The following is a 16,392-nucleotide window of genomic DNA, read 5'->3' as shown; positions in this document are numbered from 1 at the left end:
GGCGCTTGCTAAAATTTCGCGCCGGCGTCGCGCGCTAACGCACGTGCGCGTCGTGAGAACTTGAATCAATAATAGCGCGGGATCGGCCCGTTATGCGGCGTCTTGCGCTTCGACAGGTCGAACAGCACCTCGTCGACATAGCACCAGCCCCAGCCTTCCGGCGGATCGTAGCCCTCGATCACGGGGTGGCCGGTGGCATGGAAATGCGCCGTGGCGTGCCGGTTCGGCGAGTCGTCGCAGCAGCCGACATGGCCGCAGGTCCGGCAGATCCGCAAATGCAGCCAGCGGCTGCCGCTCTTCAGGCATTCCTCGCAGCCGAGCGCGCTCGGCGTGACATCCTGGATGCCGGCGATATGGGTGCAGCCTTTTGTCATCGAGCCTCCTAAAGCGACGGACTGCCGGCATCGGCGAGATAGCCGTGCAGCGCCGCGACGACCTGCGCGCCTTCGCCAATGGCGCCGCCGACGCGCTTGACCGAGCCGGAGCGGACGTCGCCGACCGCGAACACGCCGGGCACCGTGGTCTCGAGCAGCGGCACGGCGCGCGCGCCTTCGCCGTTCTGCACACCGGTCATCACGAAGCCGCCCCGATCCACCTGCACGCCGCAGCCCTCGAGCCAGCCGGTCGCCGGATCGGCGCCGACGAACAGAAAGAGATTGCGGATATCCATGGTGAACTCGTCGGGCGCGAGCCGGCTGCGCCAGCGCACGCGCTCCAGCGTCTCCGTGCCGTCGAGCCCGACCACCTCAGTGTTGAACATCAATTCGATATTCGGCGTCGCCTCGATGCGCTCGATCAGATAGCGCGACATGCTGGCACCCAGCCCGCCGCCGCGGATCATCATGTTGACCTTGCGTGCATGCGCCGACAGGTACACCGCCGCCTGGCCCGCGGAGTTGCCGCCGCCGACCAGCACGACGTCCTGATTGGCGCACAGCCGCGCCTCGATCGGCGAGGCCCAGTACCAGACGCCGCGGCCCTCATAGCTCTCGAGATTGTCGATCACCGGCCGGCGGTAGCGCGCGCCGCTTGCGACCACCACCGACCTGGCGCGCAGCGTATGCCCGCATCCGGTGGCGAGCGTGAACGCGCCCGACGCCTGCGTGCAGTCCAGCGATTTGATCGAGACCGGGATCAGCATCTCGGCGCCGAATTTCTGCGCCTGGTTGAAGGCGCGGCCGGCCAGCGCCTGGCCGGAGATGCCGGTCGGGAATCCCAGATAGTTCTCGATCCGCATGCTGGCGCCGGCCTGGCCGCCGAAGGCGCGGGAATCGAACACCGCAACCGACAGCCCCTCGGAGGCCGCATAGACCGCGGTGGCGAGCCCGGCCGGGCCGCTGCCGACCACCGCGACATCGTAGAGCTTGTCCTGCGCGCTGTTGCCGATCATGCCGAGCGCCATCGCCAGCGCGATCTCCGAGGGATTGCGCAGCACGGTGCCGTTGGGACAGACCACCAGCGGTAGCTCGGCGCGCGTCGGCGAATAGCGCGCGACGAGGTCGGCGGCATCCTTGTCGGTCTCGGGATCGAGCACGTGATGCGGCTGGCCGTTGCGCGCCAGGAAGTTTTGCAGCGGCGCCATGTTGCCGACCGACGCCGAGCCGATCAGCACCGGCCCGCCGGCGCCGCCCTGGATCAAGCTGACACGGCGCAGGATCAGCGCACGCATGATGCGCTCGCCAAGGTCGGCCTCGGCGACCAGCAGCGCGCGCAGCCGCTCGGGCGGCAGCAGCAGCGTCTCAACAGCACCGTCGGCATGGCCGTCGACCAGCGCCGGGCGGCCGGAGAGCTGGCCGATCTCGGCAAGAAACTGCCCCGGCCCCTGATCGATGATCGGCGTGACATGGCCGAGGCCGTCGCGCTGGGTGATCGCGACATTGCCCGACAGCACCACGAACATGCCGGGCCCCGGCGTGCCGGTCTCGAACAGCGCTTCGCCGTCCTGATACGAACGCGGCTCGCCGAAGCGGCGCATCCGCTCGATCTCGTGCGCGGTCAGCGTCGGAAAGGTCTGCTCATGGCGCGGGAAGGCGTAGGCGGTCGCGCTCAGCCGATTGATCGTCGTCTCATCGATAGCCATGTCGGCGTCCCGCTTCTCTTTGCACCACACATAGGAGTCGGGTTAGCGGCCCGGCCCGTTTCCGCCGGCGTCATCCAGCGAGCCGTCATCTAGCGAGCCGTGATCTAGCGAGCCTTGGGCGAGTTCGGAAGAGGCTGCATCGTCACGACCGCGCGCCTGCGACTTCCGCCGCTTGAGGTTTTCGCGCAGCGCGAGCTTGAGACGATCCTGTCGCGAATCCTTCACGCGGGCTCCGGCCTGCCCGCCGCCTCTGTCCCGCTCGCCTGTCATTGCAAAACTCTCGAACCGTCGCCTGCCGCAAGGCGAACATAGCCAATGGCGGATGCCCGCGCACCCTGCCCGGTCGGCCAGTTGCATGAAGCCGTCCGATTCGCAGCAAATCGGCAGTCGGGAACCAAATCAGGCCCAGATGGGCGGGATTCAGAGGGATCCGCAGCACCGAGCGCAATTTCCACCGATTTAACGGCCACCCTTTTGCTTGCGCCTGAGGGGGCCTTGTGGCAAGAACCGCCCCGCTTGGACGGGCCTCGAGGGGCCGATTCTAATTCCCGGGCATGCTGCCGTAGCTCAGTGGTAGAGCACTCCATTGGTAATGGAGAGGTCGACAGTTCAATCCTGTCTGGCAGCACCATCCCTTTCCCCTGACACATCAGTCACTTACCGACGAAATCGGGCCCGGCCGCGCGGCTCAGGCTGCGAGCTGCCGGGCAATCGCATCGATCGCGACCCGGGTGCGGAGTGGCAGGAACTGGGCCTCCGGCCAGACCAGGAAATAGCTCAACCGCAACGCCGCGTGATCGGTCAGAACCGGCACCAGGCGACCAGCCTCCAGCCGATCCTCGACAATCCACCGCGGCAAACAGGCGAAGCCCATTCCGGCCTCGGTGGCGTCGACGATACTCTGGAGATCGTCGAGCAACAGCCGTTTGCGTGGCATGACCTCGAGCTCAGCCCCACCCTCGCGCGGGAAGCGCCACGGTCTTGGCCGGCCCGAGCGGCTGTAGAAGATGCCATGATGGTCGGCGAGCTGCGCCGGTTCCTGCAGCGGCCGCGTACTGGCGTAGTCAGGCGCGGCACACACGACCATCGGATATTCCGCAAGCTTCCGGCTGATCAGACCACCGCCGTCGGCCGGAAGTCCGCTTCGCACACTCAGATCGTAGCCCTCGCGGAGCAGATCGCTCGGCCGGTCGCTGAACGACAGCACGAGATCGAGCGTGGGATGTTTGGTCGCGAGCTGGACCAGCAACGGCGCGATCAGCATGCGCCCGTAGATCACGGGGAGCGTGATGCGCAGCGTTCCCCTGACCGCGCCGAGATGGTCCTTGACCATGGCATCGGCCGCATGCGCCTCCGAAAGCACCGCCTTGCAACGCTCGAAATAGGCGCGGCCGAGATCGCTGAGCGCCATCTTGCGGGTCGTACGATGCACGAGGGTCGCGCCCAGATGCGCCTCCAGGGAACGGATGTGTTTGCCGGCCATCGGCGCCGAGATGCCGCAGGCAGTGGCGGCGGCTGCGAACGAGCCGAGCTCGACGGCCTTGACGAACACTCCCATGCTGAGAAGGCGGTCCATTGCAAACCCCTGGTTCATTCTGACGTGCCGAACGGCGTGTTTTTCTCTCAATGAAGCGGGCTCATGAATGAGGCAATCGAATGCTCTGCGCCGGCGGACCGTCTCCAATGCGACAGAGCGGCGATCGCACCTCAACAGGAGATCCGCATGTCCAGCCGTCCAACCTCGCAGGCCCTGGGCCTCAACCGCCGCCGCGTCGGAGACACCGTCGTCACGGTGTTGAACGACGGCTACCTCGATCTCAGCTTCGAGCTGCTGGCCGACATCACCGTGGCGGAGACCGAGGCGATGCTGGCGGCCGCACATCGCCCGCCCGATCCGCGCTTCAGCGTCAGCGCATTCCTCGTGCAGGACGGCAGGCGCACCGTGCTGATCGACAGCGGCGGTGGCGGCTTCAACGGCTGGGGCGGCAGGCTGCCGGACGCACTCGCCGCCGCCGGCGTTGCTCCCGGCGAGATCGACGCGGTGCTGTTGACCCACGCGCATCCCGACCACATCGGCGGCCTTGTCGGCACAGACGGCGCGCCGGTGTTCGCGAATGCCGAACTGATCCTGTCGGACGTCGAGCTGGCTTTCTGGTCGGATATGGCCCGGGCCAATGCCGCGCCGGAAGCCATGCAACCGATGTTCGCGCTCGCCCGCGCAGCCTTCGCAACCCACGACAAGGCGCTGCGCCCCATCACAAGCGGCGACGTCGTGCCGGGCATCACGTTCGTCGCCCTCCCCGGCCACACGCCGGGCCATGGCGGCTACAGGATATCGTCGGGGCGCGATACGTTGCTGGTCTGGGGCGATATCACCCACGTGCCCGACGTGCAGATCAAGCGGCCGGACGTCACCATCGCGTTCGACGCCGACCCCGATCAGGCCCGCGCCACGCGCCTGAAGACGCTCGACATGGCGGCCGCAGAGCACATCCTGATCGCGGGGCCGCATCTCAACTTCCCTGGCCTGATCCGCGTCGTCCGGTCAGGCGCGGGGTTCGACTTTTATGAAGAGCCATGGTGTCCCGCGCTGATCTAGAGCTGCGTCACAAGATTGGTGTGTGACCTCAGACGGTCACTACCGTCAGACGGTCACCACCACCTTGCCGATTTGCGCATTCGCCTCCAGGAAGCGATGGGCTTCGACGATGCGCTCGAACGGAAAGGTCCGCGCGATCTTCGGACTGAACTGCCCGGAGGCGAGGCCTTCAAGCACGAACGCCTTCGCCTGGTTGAGCTTGTCATCCCGCGACGTGACCTCGAACAGCTCATAGCCGCGAATGGTGAGGTGACGACCGAGCACGGCCATCAAGGGCAGCGGCGTGGCGTCCGGGCTCAGCGCGCCATAGATGAAGATGATGCCGCCGACCGCGGTCGCTTGCGCCAGCTTCTGGAACGCCGGGCCGCCGACCGGATCGAACACGATGCGCGCGCCCTTGCCGTCGGTGATGCGCAGCAGTTCGGCCGTCACATCCTGCTCGGCGGTGGGGATGACATGCGCGGCGCCTGCGGCTTTCAATTCATCGGCCTTCGACGACGTCCGCGACAGCGCCACGGGCACGGCACCGACCGATCGCGCGACCTGGATGGCGGCGAGACCGACGCTGCTCGATGCCGCCGGGATCACGACGACGTCGCCCTTGGTGAGCCCTGCAATGTCGATCAATGCACCCCAGACGGTGACGAACGGCATCCAGATGGCCGCGGCCATCTCCCAGCTCAGCGAGCGCGGATGCTTCACGACTGCCCGGGCCGGCGCGATCACATCCTCACCGTACATGCCGTATTCGGCAAAGCTGAATGCCGGGATCACGCTCACGGCGTCACCGATCTCGAATCCGTCGACGCCATCGCCGACGGCGTCGATGATGCCGGCGGCTTCGTAGCCGAGCTGCGCGGGAAATACGGGGGCCGACACATAGGCACCGGACCGGTACATTACCTCTGCCCGGTTCAGCCCGATCGCCCTGGTCTTGATGCGCACCTCGCCGGCGCCGGGCACCGGGACCGGAATGGTTTCGATTGTCAGCACCTCCGGAACGCCGACCTGATGGAACCTGACGCTCTTCGACACACCTATCTCCTCATGGTCATGGCCGACTGACTGGAGGTCAGCGGCCTGATCCATCTGGAGAGCAGTACCCGGGTGCGCTATACTGTAAAAATTGGCCGGTACTATCCTAAAGCGTAGTGTCAACGATATGCAGAAGCAGAGGCGATACGATCTGGTTCCCGGCTGCTCGATGGAAGCAGCGGTCAACCTGATCAATGGCAAGTGGAAGTCGGTGATCCTCTATCACCTGCTCGACGGAACGCAGCGATTCAACGAACTGCACCGCCATCTGGCCGGATGCACGCCGCGCTTGCTGACCAAGCAATTGCGCGAGCTGGAGGAGGACGGGCTGATCCAGCGGACCGCCTATCCGGTGATTCCGCCGAAGGTGGAATACAGCCTGACCGACGAGGGCCGCTCGCTTGGTCCGCTCTTGCTGCAGCTCCGCGATTGGGGCCAGGGTTGGCTGAACCGGCGCGGCCGCAAGACGCTCGCCGATCAGGTTCACGAGCAATCCGGCGCGCTCACGAGCTGATGCAGTGAGCTAGTCGGGTCGCAGGACGTGCTTCAATGCGCCAGCAGCGCACCCGCCCCACCGATCATCAGCACGACGTAGAACGCGAACACACTGCCGACCCATTTCCAATCGATCTGTCCGTGTTCGGGGCTGAGGCTTTCGATGATGCCGTGCATGATGATTTCCTTGAGACGCATGCACGGCGTATAGACCGCACCCCGAGCACATCATGTGACTCACTTCACACTTCAAAAGTCGCGGAGCGGACCCAGGCGTGACCGGCCCAGAATTAAGAAAATTGCGCGAACATCTCGGCGAGGCGCTCGGCCTGAAGCTGACGGCGGCGGATATGGCGAAGCTGTGCGGACTGCCGGCGGCCGGCGGTGCCGAGAAGCTGCGCAAGTGGGAAGTCACCGGCCCGACCCCAAAGGTCGCCGGCCTGCTGCGCGTGCTGGCGATGGCGAGCGAGCACTATCCGATCCTGGAGAAGTTCGACGTGTTCGATCGCCACGACGTTCCGGTTGGGGATCGCGCCGCGCGCCGCGAGGCGTTCCGCCAACAGATGCGCGACGACGTGCGCAAGCGGCTCACCTAGCAGACGGCTTGGTCAGCGGGACATGCGTGTCGCACGCAGCGCATTAAGCCTTCCTTCATCCCGGCTTAAGCGTTCGTTAGGCACAACAAAACGTTTCGCCGCAAAGGGTGCGACTTAACGCTCCAAACCGCCTTTCGGTGAGAGATTTTATTCAAATGCGGGCTACCCCCTCGGCCATGGATGGCGCCATTCACGCTGCGCCTCATGACTTGTCCGGAGACTGCCCCATGAAGAAGTTCCTGCTCGCAACCGCAGCCGCAGCTGTTGCCGTCGCTGCCCTTGGCGCGACCGCTCACGCCGCCGACTTCAACCGCGGCTATTATCAGAAGGCGCCCGCGCCTGTTTACGCCGCGCCGCTCTACAACTGGACCGGCTTCTATCTCGGCGGCCATCTCGGCGGCGTGTTCTCGGGCAACAACAATTTCAACGGCCTCGCGCTGACCGATTCCGACGCCCGTTTCATGGGCGGCGTGCAGGCCGGCTACGACTGGCAGCTGTCGCCGATGTGGGTGATCGGCCTCGAAGGCCAGTATTCCTGGGTCGGCGGCCATCAGCTCAACGCGATCTTTCCGGGCGGCTATGTCTACAACAACAACCAGCGCGGCATCGGCTCGATCACCGGCCGCGTCGGCTACACCTGGGGTCCGGGCCTGATCTATGTGAAGGGCGGTTACGCCTATTCCGACAACAATGAGTCGGTGACCCTTGGCGGCGTGCCGGCGGGCTTCGCGCTCACCGACAACCACAGCAACGGCTGGACCATCGGCGGCGGCGCCGAATACATGTTCGCACCGAATTGGTCGGCCAAGGTCGAGTATCAGTACTACGACTTCGGCGACAGCCGCTTCACCGCGCCGGGCGCGCTGGCGCAGTACGGCAGCTTCCACAATGACGAGCACACGGTGAAGGCGGGCCTCAACTACCGCTTCAACCTCGGCAACCTTGGTGGCCCCGCTTACGGCCGCTACTGAGGTTACGGACGATCACAACCAAAAGTGGAAAGGCCGGCTCGCGCCGGCCTTTTTGCGTCCGATCGCGTGCATCGATTCCGCACAGCGAACCAGAACGGCGACTGTGCACGGCAGCCCCTAAAAATCCTGCAGATCGTCGCAATTTTCCCGATTTTGTTAACCCGCCGCACCGATACTCCCGCGCCGGGGAAACATCCAAGAGTAGTGGCCGGGGTAGTTGGCCAGGGGGTACAGGGGCAATGGCGTTTCGGTTCAAGCTCGGCAAACCAAATCTCAAGCGCATCCGCCTGCCGCAGATGGGCGTCAGGGGCAGCCTGTTCGCGGCCTTCGCCGTGATCGCAGGCATGGCGCTGGTGATCAGTGCAGGCGCCGGCATCGTACTGCATCAGCTCGGCGGCACCATGAGTGATCTCTCCGGCCGCGACATTCCGCGGCTTGCCGCCAGCCTGCAACTGTCCGCGCAGAGCGCCTCGCTCGCAGCCCAGGGGCCCGGCCTGCTCGCGGTGCAGAGCGAGGATGCGCTGAACGAGCGCACCAAGAAAGTGCAGGAGGTCGCGCAGCAGACCAATGCCAAGCTTGGCGAGATCATCGAGCTCGGCGCCGACAAATCCGTCGTCAGCGCGCTGCAGGAGAACGTCAAGAACACCGACGAGGCCACCAAGAGCCTGATCTCGGCGGCACATGAGCGGCTCGACATCGGCGCGCTGCGCGACAAGCAGTACAATGCGCTGCGCAAGGCGCAGAACGCCTTCGTCTCCGCCGCCGGTCCCGCAATGCTCGATGCGCAGACCCGGCTCAACGCCATCCTCGCCTCGGCCGAAGTCTCCGCCGACGATGCCACCGAAGCGGCTCGTACCGTCGGCCAGATCAGCAATGTGCTCTCCGTCGGCAATTTGATCGCCGCCGACATGACCGCGGCGCTGTCGGCCACATCCAGCGAGACGCTCGATGCGATCGAAGCCGAGTTCAAGAACGGCCGCGAGCGCGTCAAGTCGAACCTCGAGGACCTGCCGAACAATCCGGCGATCGTTGCCGTGCGCGACACCGCCGCGAAGCTGCTCGCGCTCGGCGAAGGCAAGACCGGCGTGTTCAAGGTCCGCCAGAAGGAACTCGACTCGATCGATTACGGCCAGACCATCCTGGAAGAGACCCGCAAGCTCAATGTCGGGCTCGGCATCAGCGTGCAGCAGCTGGTCGACGCCGTGCAGAAGGAGACCGATACGGCGACCTTCCAGGCACGGCAGCAGATCTCGCTCGCAACCACGGTCATGATCGGCCTCGGCGCGCTGACGCTGGTCGGCTCGTTCCTGTTCGTCTGGCTCTATGTCGGGCGCAACATCCTGCGCCGCATCCGTGGCCTGCAGCGCTCGATGCAGCTGCTGTCCGACGGCGACCTCGACACCGAGATCCCGCAGAGCCGCCAGCGCGACGAGATCGCCGTGATGGCCGATTCGCTACAGGTGTTCCGCGAGAGCATGATCGAAAGCCGCGAGCTCACCGACAACCAGAACAAGGACCGCTCCGCCAAAGCCGAGCGCGCCTCGCGCATGGAGACCCAGATCGCAGCGTTCGAGTCCAACGTCCAGAGCGCGCTCGGCAGCCTGCAGACCGCGGCGAACTCGATGCAGTCGACCGCGCAGAGCATGTCGGCGACCGCCGACCAGTCGAGCGCGTTGGTCAACGCGGTGGCCTCCGCCGCCGAGGAGACCTCGGTCAACGTCCAGACGGTGTCGGCCGGCACCGAGGAGCTGTCGTCGTCGATCTCCGAGATCGGCCGTCAGGTCGTCACCTCGGCGGAGATCGCCCGCAAGGCGGTCGAGGAGGCCAGCGCCACCGACACCACGATGCAGGGGCTCGCCGACAACGCTGCGCGCATCAGCGTCGTGGTCGATCTGATCCAGACCATCGCCTCGCAGACCAATCTCTTGGCGCTCAACGCCACCATCGAGGCGGCGCGCGCCGGCGAGGCCGGCCGCGGCTTTGCCGTCGTCGCCTCCGAGGTGAAGAACCTGGCGAGCCAGACCGCCAAGGCGACCGAGGAGATCCGCCAGCAGATCGTCAGCATGCAGGAGGTGACGACCACGGCCGTCTCCGCGATCCGCAACATCTCGAGCACGATCGGCGAGATCAACGACGTCACCACCGCGATCGCCGCCGCCGTCGAGGAACAGGGCGCGGCAACCCGCGAGATCGCCCGCAACATCCAGCATGCGGCGGGCGGCACCAGCGAGGTGTCGAGCAACATCGTCGGCGTCTCCACCGCTTCGGCCGAGGCCGGCGCGGCGGCCGGTGAGGTGCTGAGCGCCTCCGACGCGCTGCGCCGCGAGGCCGATGTGCTGCGCTCGGAGATCGACGGCTTCCTGTCGAACATCCGCGCCGCCTAGCAAGGCCCCCAAACGATCCGTAGCCCGGTTTGATCCGGGCTACGGAATTCGGGTGCCACGGCACCCATTCTCCGGACGACTATCTGATTTTTCGGCTGGCGCGGCGGGCAATGTGCCGCTAAGCCGGTAGCATGCATACGAAAACCGACAGCCTTCCCTCCTCCGCGGAAGCACTGCGATACCCGTGGGAAAATCATCCCGGCCACGACCAGGTCGTCGAGGTGGCGCCCGGCGTGCTGTGGGCGCGGCTGAAGCTGCCATTCCGCCTCAACCATGTGAACATCTACCTGCTCGCCGACGGCGACGGCTGGACCATGGTGGATGCCGGTTTCGGCAATGAGGAATCGATCGCGGCCTGGACCACGCTGTTCGAGGGACCGCTGAAGCACGTCAAGGTCAAGCGGCTGATCGTGACGCATTCGCACCCCGACCATGTCGGTCTCGCCGGCTGGATCACCGAGCGCTTCGACTGCCCGCTGTTCATGTCGCAGGTGGAATATCTGCAATCGGTCTATCACCAGAACCGCGGCACCGAAGAGCGGCGCAGCGCGCAGCGGTTGTTCTTCCGCCGCCACGGCATGGACGAGGATTTGACCGAGAAGCTGCTCGGCCGCGGCCAGGACTATTTGAAGCGCGTCTCGGTGCTGCCGCCGTCCTATCACCGCCTCACCCATGGCGACGAGGTCGTGATCGGCACGCGGCGCTTCAAGGTGATCACCGGCGGCGGGCATGCGCTCGACCAGGTGATGCTGTATTGCGCCGCCGACAAGCTGTTCCTGTCCGCCGACCAGGTGCTGAGCAAGATCTCGCCCAATGTCAGCGTCTGGGCGGTCGAGCCCGAGCAGAACTCGCTCGGCGAATATCTGGCCTCGCTGGCGAGCCTGACCACCACTTTGCCCTATGACGTGATGGTGCTGCCGGGCCACGGCGTGCCGTTCTACGGGCTGAAGACCCGGATCAAGCAGCTCGCCGATCACCATGAGGAGCGCTGCCGACTGATCGCCGATGCCTGCCGGCAAGTTCCGCAGACCTCGCGGCAGTTGGTGCCGGTGGTGTTCAACAAGTACCCGCTCGATGTGCACCAGATGGGCTTCGCGTCGGGCGAACTGATTGCCCACGTCAATTACATGCTGGTCGAGGGCCGCCTGACGGCCGAGATGGCCGACGACGGCGTGCTGCGCTTCAGGACCACCTGAGCCTGGCGGGGCGGCAGGCCCCCCGGCGATTTGAGCAAAAGCAGACCGATATGACCGGCTAGGGCAATTTGCCCAACTGAGCCGCATGCCCAGATGTGGGCCAATGCATAGACATTAGAGCTGGAAAAGCTCTAAGAAGAGGCAGTCGTTCCGGTCAGGTTCCGCTTTCTGGGTTTGCCGATGGATTACAACCAGTTTTTCAACACCGCCCTCAACCGCCTGCATGACGAGCGGCGCTACCGGGTGTTCGCCGACCTCGAGCGGATCGCGGGACGCTTCCCGCACGCGACCTGGCACTCGCCGAAGGGCAGCCGCAACGTCGTGATCTGGTGCTCCAACGACTATCTCGGCATGGGCCAGCACCCCAAGGTGGTCGGCGCCATGGTCGAGACCGCGACCCGGGTCGGCACCGGCGCCGGCGGCACCCGCAACATCGCGGGCACCCATCATCCGCTGGTGCAGCTCGAGGCCGAGCTCGCCGACCTGCACGGCAAGGAAGCCTCGCTGCTGTTCACCTCGGGCTATGTCTCGAACCAGACCGGCATCTCGACGCTCGCCAAGCTGATCCCGAACTGCCTGATCCTGTCGGACGCGCTGAACCACAATTCGATGATCGAAGGCGTGCGGCAGGCCGGCTGCGACCGCCAGATATTCCGCCACAACGACGTTGCCCATCTCGAAGAGCTCCTGATCGCCGCCGGTCCCGACCGGCCGAAGCTGATCGTTTGCGAGAGCCTCTATTCGATGGACGGCGACGTCGCGCCGCTCGCGAAAATCTGCGATCTCGCCGAGAAATACGGCGCCATGACCTATGTCGACGAGGTGCATGCGGTCGGCATGTACGGCCCGCGCGGCGGCGGCATTGCCGAGCGCGACGGCGTGATGCACCGGATCGATATCCTCGAAGGCACGCTGGCCAAGGCGTTCGGCTGCCTCGGCGGCTACATCGCGGGCAAGGCCGCCGTGATCGACGCTGTGCGCTCCTATGCGCCGGGCTTCATCTTCACGACCGCGCTGCCGCCGGCGATCTGCTCGGCCGCAACCGCCGCGATCCGCCACCTCAAGACCTCGAACTGGGAGCGCGAGCGCCACCAGGACCGCGCCGCCCGCACCAAGGCGATCCTCACCGCCGCCGGGCTGCCCGTGATGTCGAGCGACACCCATATCGTGCCGCTGTTCGTCGGCGACCCCGAGAAGTGCAAGCGCGCCTCCGACCTGCTGCTTGAGGACCACGGCATCTACATCCAGCCGATCAACTACCCGACGGTCGCCAAGGGCACCGAGCGGCTGCGCATCACGCCCTCGCCCTACCATGACGACGGCCTGATCGACGCGCTGGCGGAAGCCCTGCTCCAGGTCTGGGACCGCCTCGGCCTGCCGCTGCACCAGAAGACGCTGGCCGCCGAGTAACCTTATCCGTTTCCGACCCCGAATTCGGGCCGGCCGTGCATCGCGCGGCCGGCCCTTTGCGTTATAATCCTGACACCCGGCCCTCCCGGCGGCCGGGACAGGAGATGAGCAGCGATGCTGCACGACTGGGGCGTTATCGCCACGGCGTTCGCCTACATCGGATTGTTGTTCTTCATTGCCAGCCGCGGCGACCGGATGTCGCCGGGTGCGCGCGGCCGCGCCAGCCAGTGGATCTATCCGCTGTCGCTGGCGATCTACTGCACCTCCTGGACCTTCTTCGGCTCGGTCGGCTTCGCCACCCGCACCAGCATCGACTTCCTGGCGATCTATGTCGGCCCGATCGTGATGGTCGGGCTGTGCACGCCGCTGCTCCGCCGCGTGATCGCCCTGACCAAGTCGCAGAACATCACCTCGATCGCCGACTTCATCGCCGCGCGCTACGGCAAGAGCCAGGCGGTCGCGGCCACCGTGGCGCTGATCGCGATCATCGGATCGGTGCCCTATATCGCGCTCCAGCTGAAGGCGATGGCCTCCTCGCTCGAGACCATCTTGAGCGAGGATCAGGCGTTCTCGAAAATTCCGGTGATCGGCGACATCGCGTTGATGGTGACGCTGGCGATGGCGGTGTTCGCGGTGCTGTTCGGTACCCGCCACACCGACGCCACCGAACACCAGCACGGCCTGATCCTGGCGATCGCCGCTGAATCTATCGTCAAGCTGGTCGCCTTCATCGCCGCCGGCGCCTTCGTCACCTTCTGGATGTTCTCCCCGGTCGAGCTCTATGAGCGCGCCCTGAAGACGCCGGAGGCGGTGCGCGCGATCGAATACGTGCCGTCGATCGGCAATTTCCTGATCATGACGCTATTGTCGTTCTGCGCGATCATGCTGCTGCCGCGCCAGTTCCATGTCAGCGTGGTGGAGAACTCGACGCCCGCCGAGGTGACACGGGCGCGCTGGCTGTTCCCGCTCTATCTCGTCGTGATCAATATCTTCGTGATCCCGATCGCGATCGCGGGCCTCGTGATCTTCCCGTTCGGCGCCGTCGACGCCGACATGTTCGTGCTGGCGCTGCCGATCGAGGGCAATTCGCAATTGCTCAGCCTTGCGGTGTTCGTCGGCGGCCTGTCGGCGGCGACCGCGATGGTGATCGTCGAATGCGTCGCGCTGTCGATCATGGTCTCCAACGACATCGTGCTGCCGCTGGTGCTGCCGCGCAGCGACGACGCCCGCGCCGGCCAGAAGGATTTCGCCGACTTCCTGCTCAAGGCGCGCCGCTTCTCGATCTTCGCCATCATGGTGCTGGCGTATTTCTACTACCGCGCGCTCGGCAACACCCAGCTGGTCGCGATCGGCCTGTTGTCCTTTGCCGCGATCACCCAGCTCGCGCCGGCCTTTTTCGGCGGCCTGTTCTGGCGCAGGGCCACCGCACGCGGCGCCATGGCGGGCATGCTGGTCGGCTTCGCGATGTGGCTCTACACGCTGTTCATCCCGAGCTTCCTGGAGAACTCCACCGCCGGCCTGATGCTGCTGCAGCACGGGCCGTTCGGGATCGAGGCGCTGCGGCCGCAGGCGCTGTTCGGTGCCGACCTGCCGCCGCTGCTGCACGGCGTGCTGTGGAGCCTTGCGCTCAACATCCTCACCTATGTGCTGTTCTCGCTGGCGCGCGCGCCGTCCGCGATCGAGCTGTTGCAGGCCGACGTGTTCGTGCCCAACGCGCTGGCCCCGATCGCGCCGAGCTTCCGGCGCTGGCGCACCACGGTGACGGTGCAGGACATCCAGAGCACGGTGACGCAATATCTCGGCCCCGACCGCACCCGGGAGGCCTTCGCCTCGTTCGCCGCCGACCGCAACATCGTGCTGCAGACCGCAGCACCGGCCGATTTCGAGCTGCTGCAGCACGCCGAGCGGCTGATCGCCTCGTCGATCGGCGCGGCGTCCTCGCGCCTCGTGATGTCGCTGTTGCTGCAACGGCGGACGGTGTCGGCCAAGGCCGCGTTGAAACTGCTCGACGACTCCCACGCCGCGCTGCATTTCAACCGCGAGATCCTGCAGACCGCGCTCAACCATGTGCGCCAGGGCATCGCGGTGTTCGACGCCGATCTGCAGCTGATCTGCTCCAACCGCCAGTTCTCCGAATTGCTGGCGCTGCCGTCGCATCTGGTGCAGCTCGGCATCCCCTTGCCCGAGATCCTCGAATTCATGGGGGCGATCAGTCCGCCGGCGGCCGGCGACGGCGAAAGCCTGCTGCAGCTGCGGCTGCGTGCCTACACCACCGAGGGCGAGCCCTATCTGGAACGCTTCACCGACCGCCATCTGGTGATCGAGGTGCGCGCCAACCGGATGCCGGGCGGCGGCCTCGTCATCACTTTCTCCGACGTCACGCCGAGCTTCGAGGCCGCAGAGGCGCTGGAGCGCGCCAATGCGACACTGGAAAAGCGGGTGCGCGACCGCACCGAGGAGCTGACGCGACTGAACTCGGAGCTCGCGCTCGCCAAGGGCATCGCGGAAGACGCCAACGCCTCCAAGACGCGGTTCCTGGCGGCGGCCAGCCACGACATCCTGCAGCCGCTGAACGCGGCGCGGCTCTATGTCACGAGCCTGGTCGAGCGCCAGAACGGCGGCGAGGATTCGCGCCTGGTGGAGAACATCGACGACTCGCTCGAGGCGATCGAGGACATCCTGGGCGCGCTGCTCGATATCTCCAGACTCGATGCCGGCGCCATGACGCCGGCGATCACGAGCTTCCGGATGGCGGACCTGATGCGCTCGCTGGAGATCGAGTTCATGCCGATCGCCCGCGACAAGGGCCTCGACCTGCGCTTCGTCGCCTGCTCGCTGCCGGTCGAATCCGACCGCTCGCTGCTGCGCCGGCTGTTGCAGAACTTCATCTCCAACGCGATCAAATATACCCCGCGCGGCCGCGTGCTGATCGGCTGCCGCCGCCGCGGCGACACGCTGCAGATCAGCATCTTCGACACCGGCGTCGGCATTCCCGTGCAGAAGCGCGGCGAGATCTTCAAGGAGTTCCACCGCCTCGAACAGGGCGCCCGGATCGCCCGCGGCCTCGGCCTGGGCCTGTCGATCGTCGAGCGGCTGGCGCGCGTGCTCAATCACCGCATCGCAATCTCGGCCAATGTCAGCGGCGGCTCGGCGTTTTCGGTCACCGTGCCGGTCGCGACCGCGGTCAACCACACCGCGGCCGTCACCAGCGCCACCCCGCTGTCGAAGACGCCGATGAGCGGCTCGCTGATCGTCTGCATCGAGAACGACCCCGCCATTCTCGACGGCATGAAGACGCTGCTGACGGCGTGGGATGCCGAGGTGATCGCGGTGCTCGATGCCGACGGCGCGATCAGCGCGATCGAGGCCGCCGGCGGCCGCGTCACCGGCGTGCTGGTCGACTACCATCTCGACCGCGGCAACGGCGTCGCCGCGATCCGCGAGATCCGCCGCCGCTTCGGCGACGGCATCCCGGCGATCCTGATCACCGCCGACCGCAGCCCGGCGGTGCGCGCCGCCGCGCGCGAAGAAAACATCGCGGTGCTGAACAAGCCGGTGAAGCCCGCCTCGCTGCGTGCCCTGCTCGGGCAGTGGCGAACGCAGCAGATGGTGGCTGCGGAATAGGC

Annotated in this window: 14 protein-coding genes and 1 tRNA gene; 9 read left to right on the top strand and 6 right to left on the bottom strand. The window is 66.1% G+C overall.

From position 1 onward, the window contains the following. Positions 1-65: 65 nt before the first annotated feature. Genes JQ616_RS31815 through JQ616_RS31805 form a run of 3 tightly spaced genes read right to left on the bottom strand, consistent with a single transcriptional unit; the run spans position 66 to position 2,437 of the window. Positions 66-374 carry a UBP-type zinc finger domain-containing protein gene (locus tag JQ616_RS31815; protein ID WP_057018148.1) on the bottom strand — a complete coding sequence of 103 codons (309 nt, stop codon included), beginning with the start codon at positions 372-374 and terminating at the stop codon, positions 66-68. 8 nt (positions 375-382) lie between these two features. Further along, positions 383-2,080, bottom strand: coding sequence for an FAD-dependent oxidoreductase (locus JQ616_RS31810; protein ID WP_212021598.1), 1,698 nt, complete (start codon positions 2,078-2,080; stop codon positions 383-385). Positions 2,081-2,122: 42 nt separating this feature from the next. Continuing rightward, a complete protein-coding gene (locus tag JQ616_RS31805) occupies positions 2,123-2,437 on the bottom strand; it encodes a hypothetical protein (RefSeq protein WP_349630075.1) in 315 nt (104 codons plus the stop codon). Between the two features lie 199 nt (positions 2,438-2,636). Here JQ616_RS31805 and JQ616_RS31800 point away from each other — a divergent pair. After that, positions 2,637-2,711: transfer RNA gene (locus tag JQ616_RS31800), tRNA-Thr, on the top strand. Between the two features lie 57 nt (positions 2,712-2,768). Here JQ616_RS31800 and JQ616_RS31795 read toward each other — a convergent pair. Beyond that, complete coding sequence (locus JQ616_RS31795; RefSeq protein ID WP_212021596.1) at positions 2,769-3,656, bottom strand: LysR family transcriptional regulator; 888 nt, start codon at positions 3,654-3,656, stop codon at positions 2,769-2,771. Between the two features lie 147 nt (positions 3,657-3,803). Here JQ616_RS31795 and JQ616_RS31790 point away from each other — a divergent pair, with 147 nt between their 5' ends. Continuing rightward, entirely contained in the window at positions 3,804-4,679 is an 876-nt protein-coding gene (locus JQ616_RS31790) for an MBL fold metallo-hydrolase (protein WP_212021593.1), read from the top strand. A gap of 45 nt (positions 4,680-4,724) precedes the next feature. Here JQ616_RS31790 and JQ616_RS31785 read toward each other — a convergent pair whose 3' ends face one another. Further along, positions 4,725-5,714 (bottom strand): zinc-dependent alcohol dehydrogenase family protein, encoded by a 990-nt coding sequence (locus JQ616_RS31785; protein WP_212021592.1) that lies wholly within the window; start codon positions 5,712-5,714, stop codon positions 4,725-4,727. A 127-nt stretch (positions 5,715-5,841) separates the two neighbouring features. Here JQ616_RS31785 and JQ616_RS31780 point away from each other — a divergent pair, with 127 nt between their 5' ends. Beyond that, entirely contained in the window at positions 5,842-6,228 is a 387-nt protein-coding gene (locus JQ616_RS31780) for a winged helix-turn-helix transcriptional regulator (protein ID WP_212021591.1), read from the top strand. 32 nt (positions 6,229-6,260) lie between these two features. Here JQ616_RS31780 and JQ616_RS39705 read toward each other — a convergent pair whose 3' ends face one another. Then, entirely contained in the window at positions 6,261-6,386 is a 126-nt protein-coding gene (locus JQ616_RS39705) for a hypothetical protein (RefSeq protein ID WP_283812690.1), read from the bottom strand. Positions 6,387-6,484: 98 nt separating this feature from the next. Between JQ616_RS39705 and JQ616_RS31775 the strand changes: the two genes are divergently transcribed. The 6 genes from JQ616_RS31775 (at position 6,485) to JQ616_RS31750 (ending at position 16,390) form a co-directional block, all read left to right on the top strand. Then, positions 6,485-6,805, top strand: coding sequence for a hypothetical protein (locus JQ616_RS31775; RefSeq protein ID WP_212021589.1), 321 nt, complete (start codon positions 6,485-6,487; stop codon positions 6,803-6,805). A 227-nt stretch (positions 6,806-7,032) separates the two neighbouring features. Further along, the gene (locus JQ616_RS31770; RefSeq protein WP_212021587.1) at positions 7,033-7,776 is read left to right on the top strand and encodes an outer membrane protein; all 744 of its coding nucleotides are present in this window, start codon (positions 7,033-7,035) and stop codon (positions 7,774-7,776) included. 239 nt (positions 7,777-8,015) lie between these two features. Then, complete coding sequence (locus JQ616_RS31765) at positions 8,016-10,160, top strand: methyl-accepting chemotaxis protein (protein ID WP_212021585.1); 2,145 nt, start codon at positions 8,016-8,018, stop codon at positions 10,158-10,160. A 131-nt stretch (positions 10,161-10,291) separates the two neighbouring features. Next, positions 10,292-11,356 carry an MBL fold metallo-hydrolase gene (locus tag JQ616_RS31760; protein ID WP_212021582.1) on the top strand — a complete coding sequence of 355 codons (1,065 nt, stop codon included), beginning with the start codon at positions 10,292-10,294 and terminating at the stop codon, positions 11,354-11,356. A 180-nt stretch (positions 11,357-11,536) separates the two neighbouring features. Beyond that, on the top strand, positions 11,537-12,766 hold the full coding sequence (hemA, locus tag JQ616_RS31755) for a 5-aminolevulinate synthase (RefSeq protein ID WP_212021580.1): 1,230 nt from the start codon (positions 11,537-11,539) through the stop codon (positions 12,764-12,766). Between the two features lie 114 nt (positions 12,767-12,880). Beyond that, positions 12,881-16,390 carry a PAS domain-containing hybrid sensor histidine kinase/response regulator gene (locus JQ616_RS31750; protein ID WP_212021578.1) on the top strand — a complete coding sequence of 1,170 codons (3,510 nt, stop codon included), beginning with the start codon at positions 12,881-12,883 and terminating at the stop codon, positions 16,388-16,390. Positions 16,391-16,392: the final 2 nt, after the last annotated feature.

The sequence above is a fragment of the Bradyrhizobium tropiciagri genome (genome assembly GCF_018130545.1).
In the GTDB taxonomy this organism is placed as follows: Bacteria; Pseudomonadota; Alphaproteobacteria; order Rhizobiales; family Xanthobacteraceae; genus Bradyrhizobium; species Bradyrhizobium tropiciagri_A.
The sequence above is the reverse complement of the archived record's forward strand: the minus strand, read 5'-3'. Positions and strand labels throughout refer to the sequence as shown.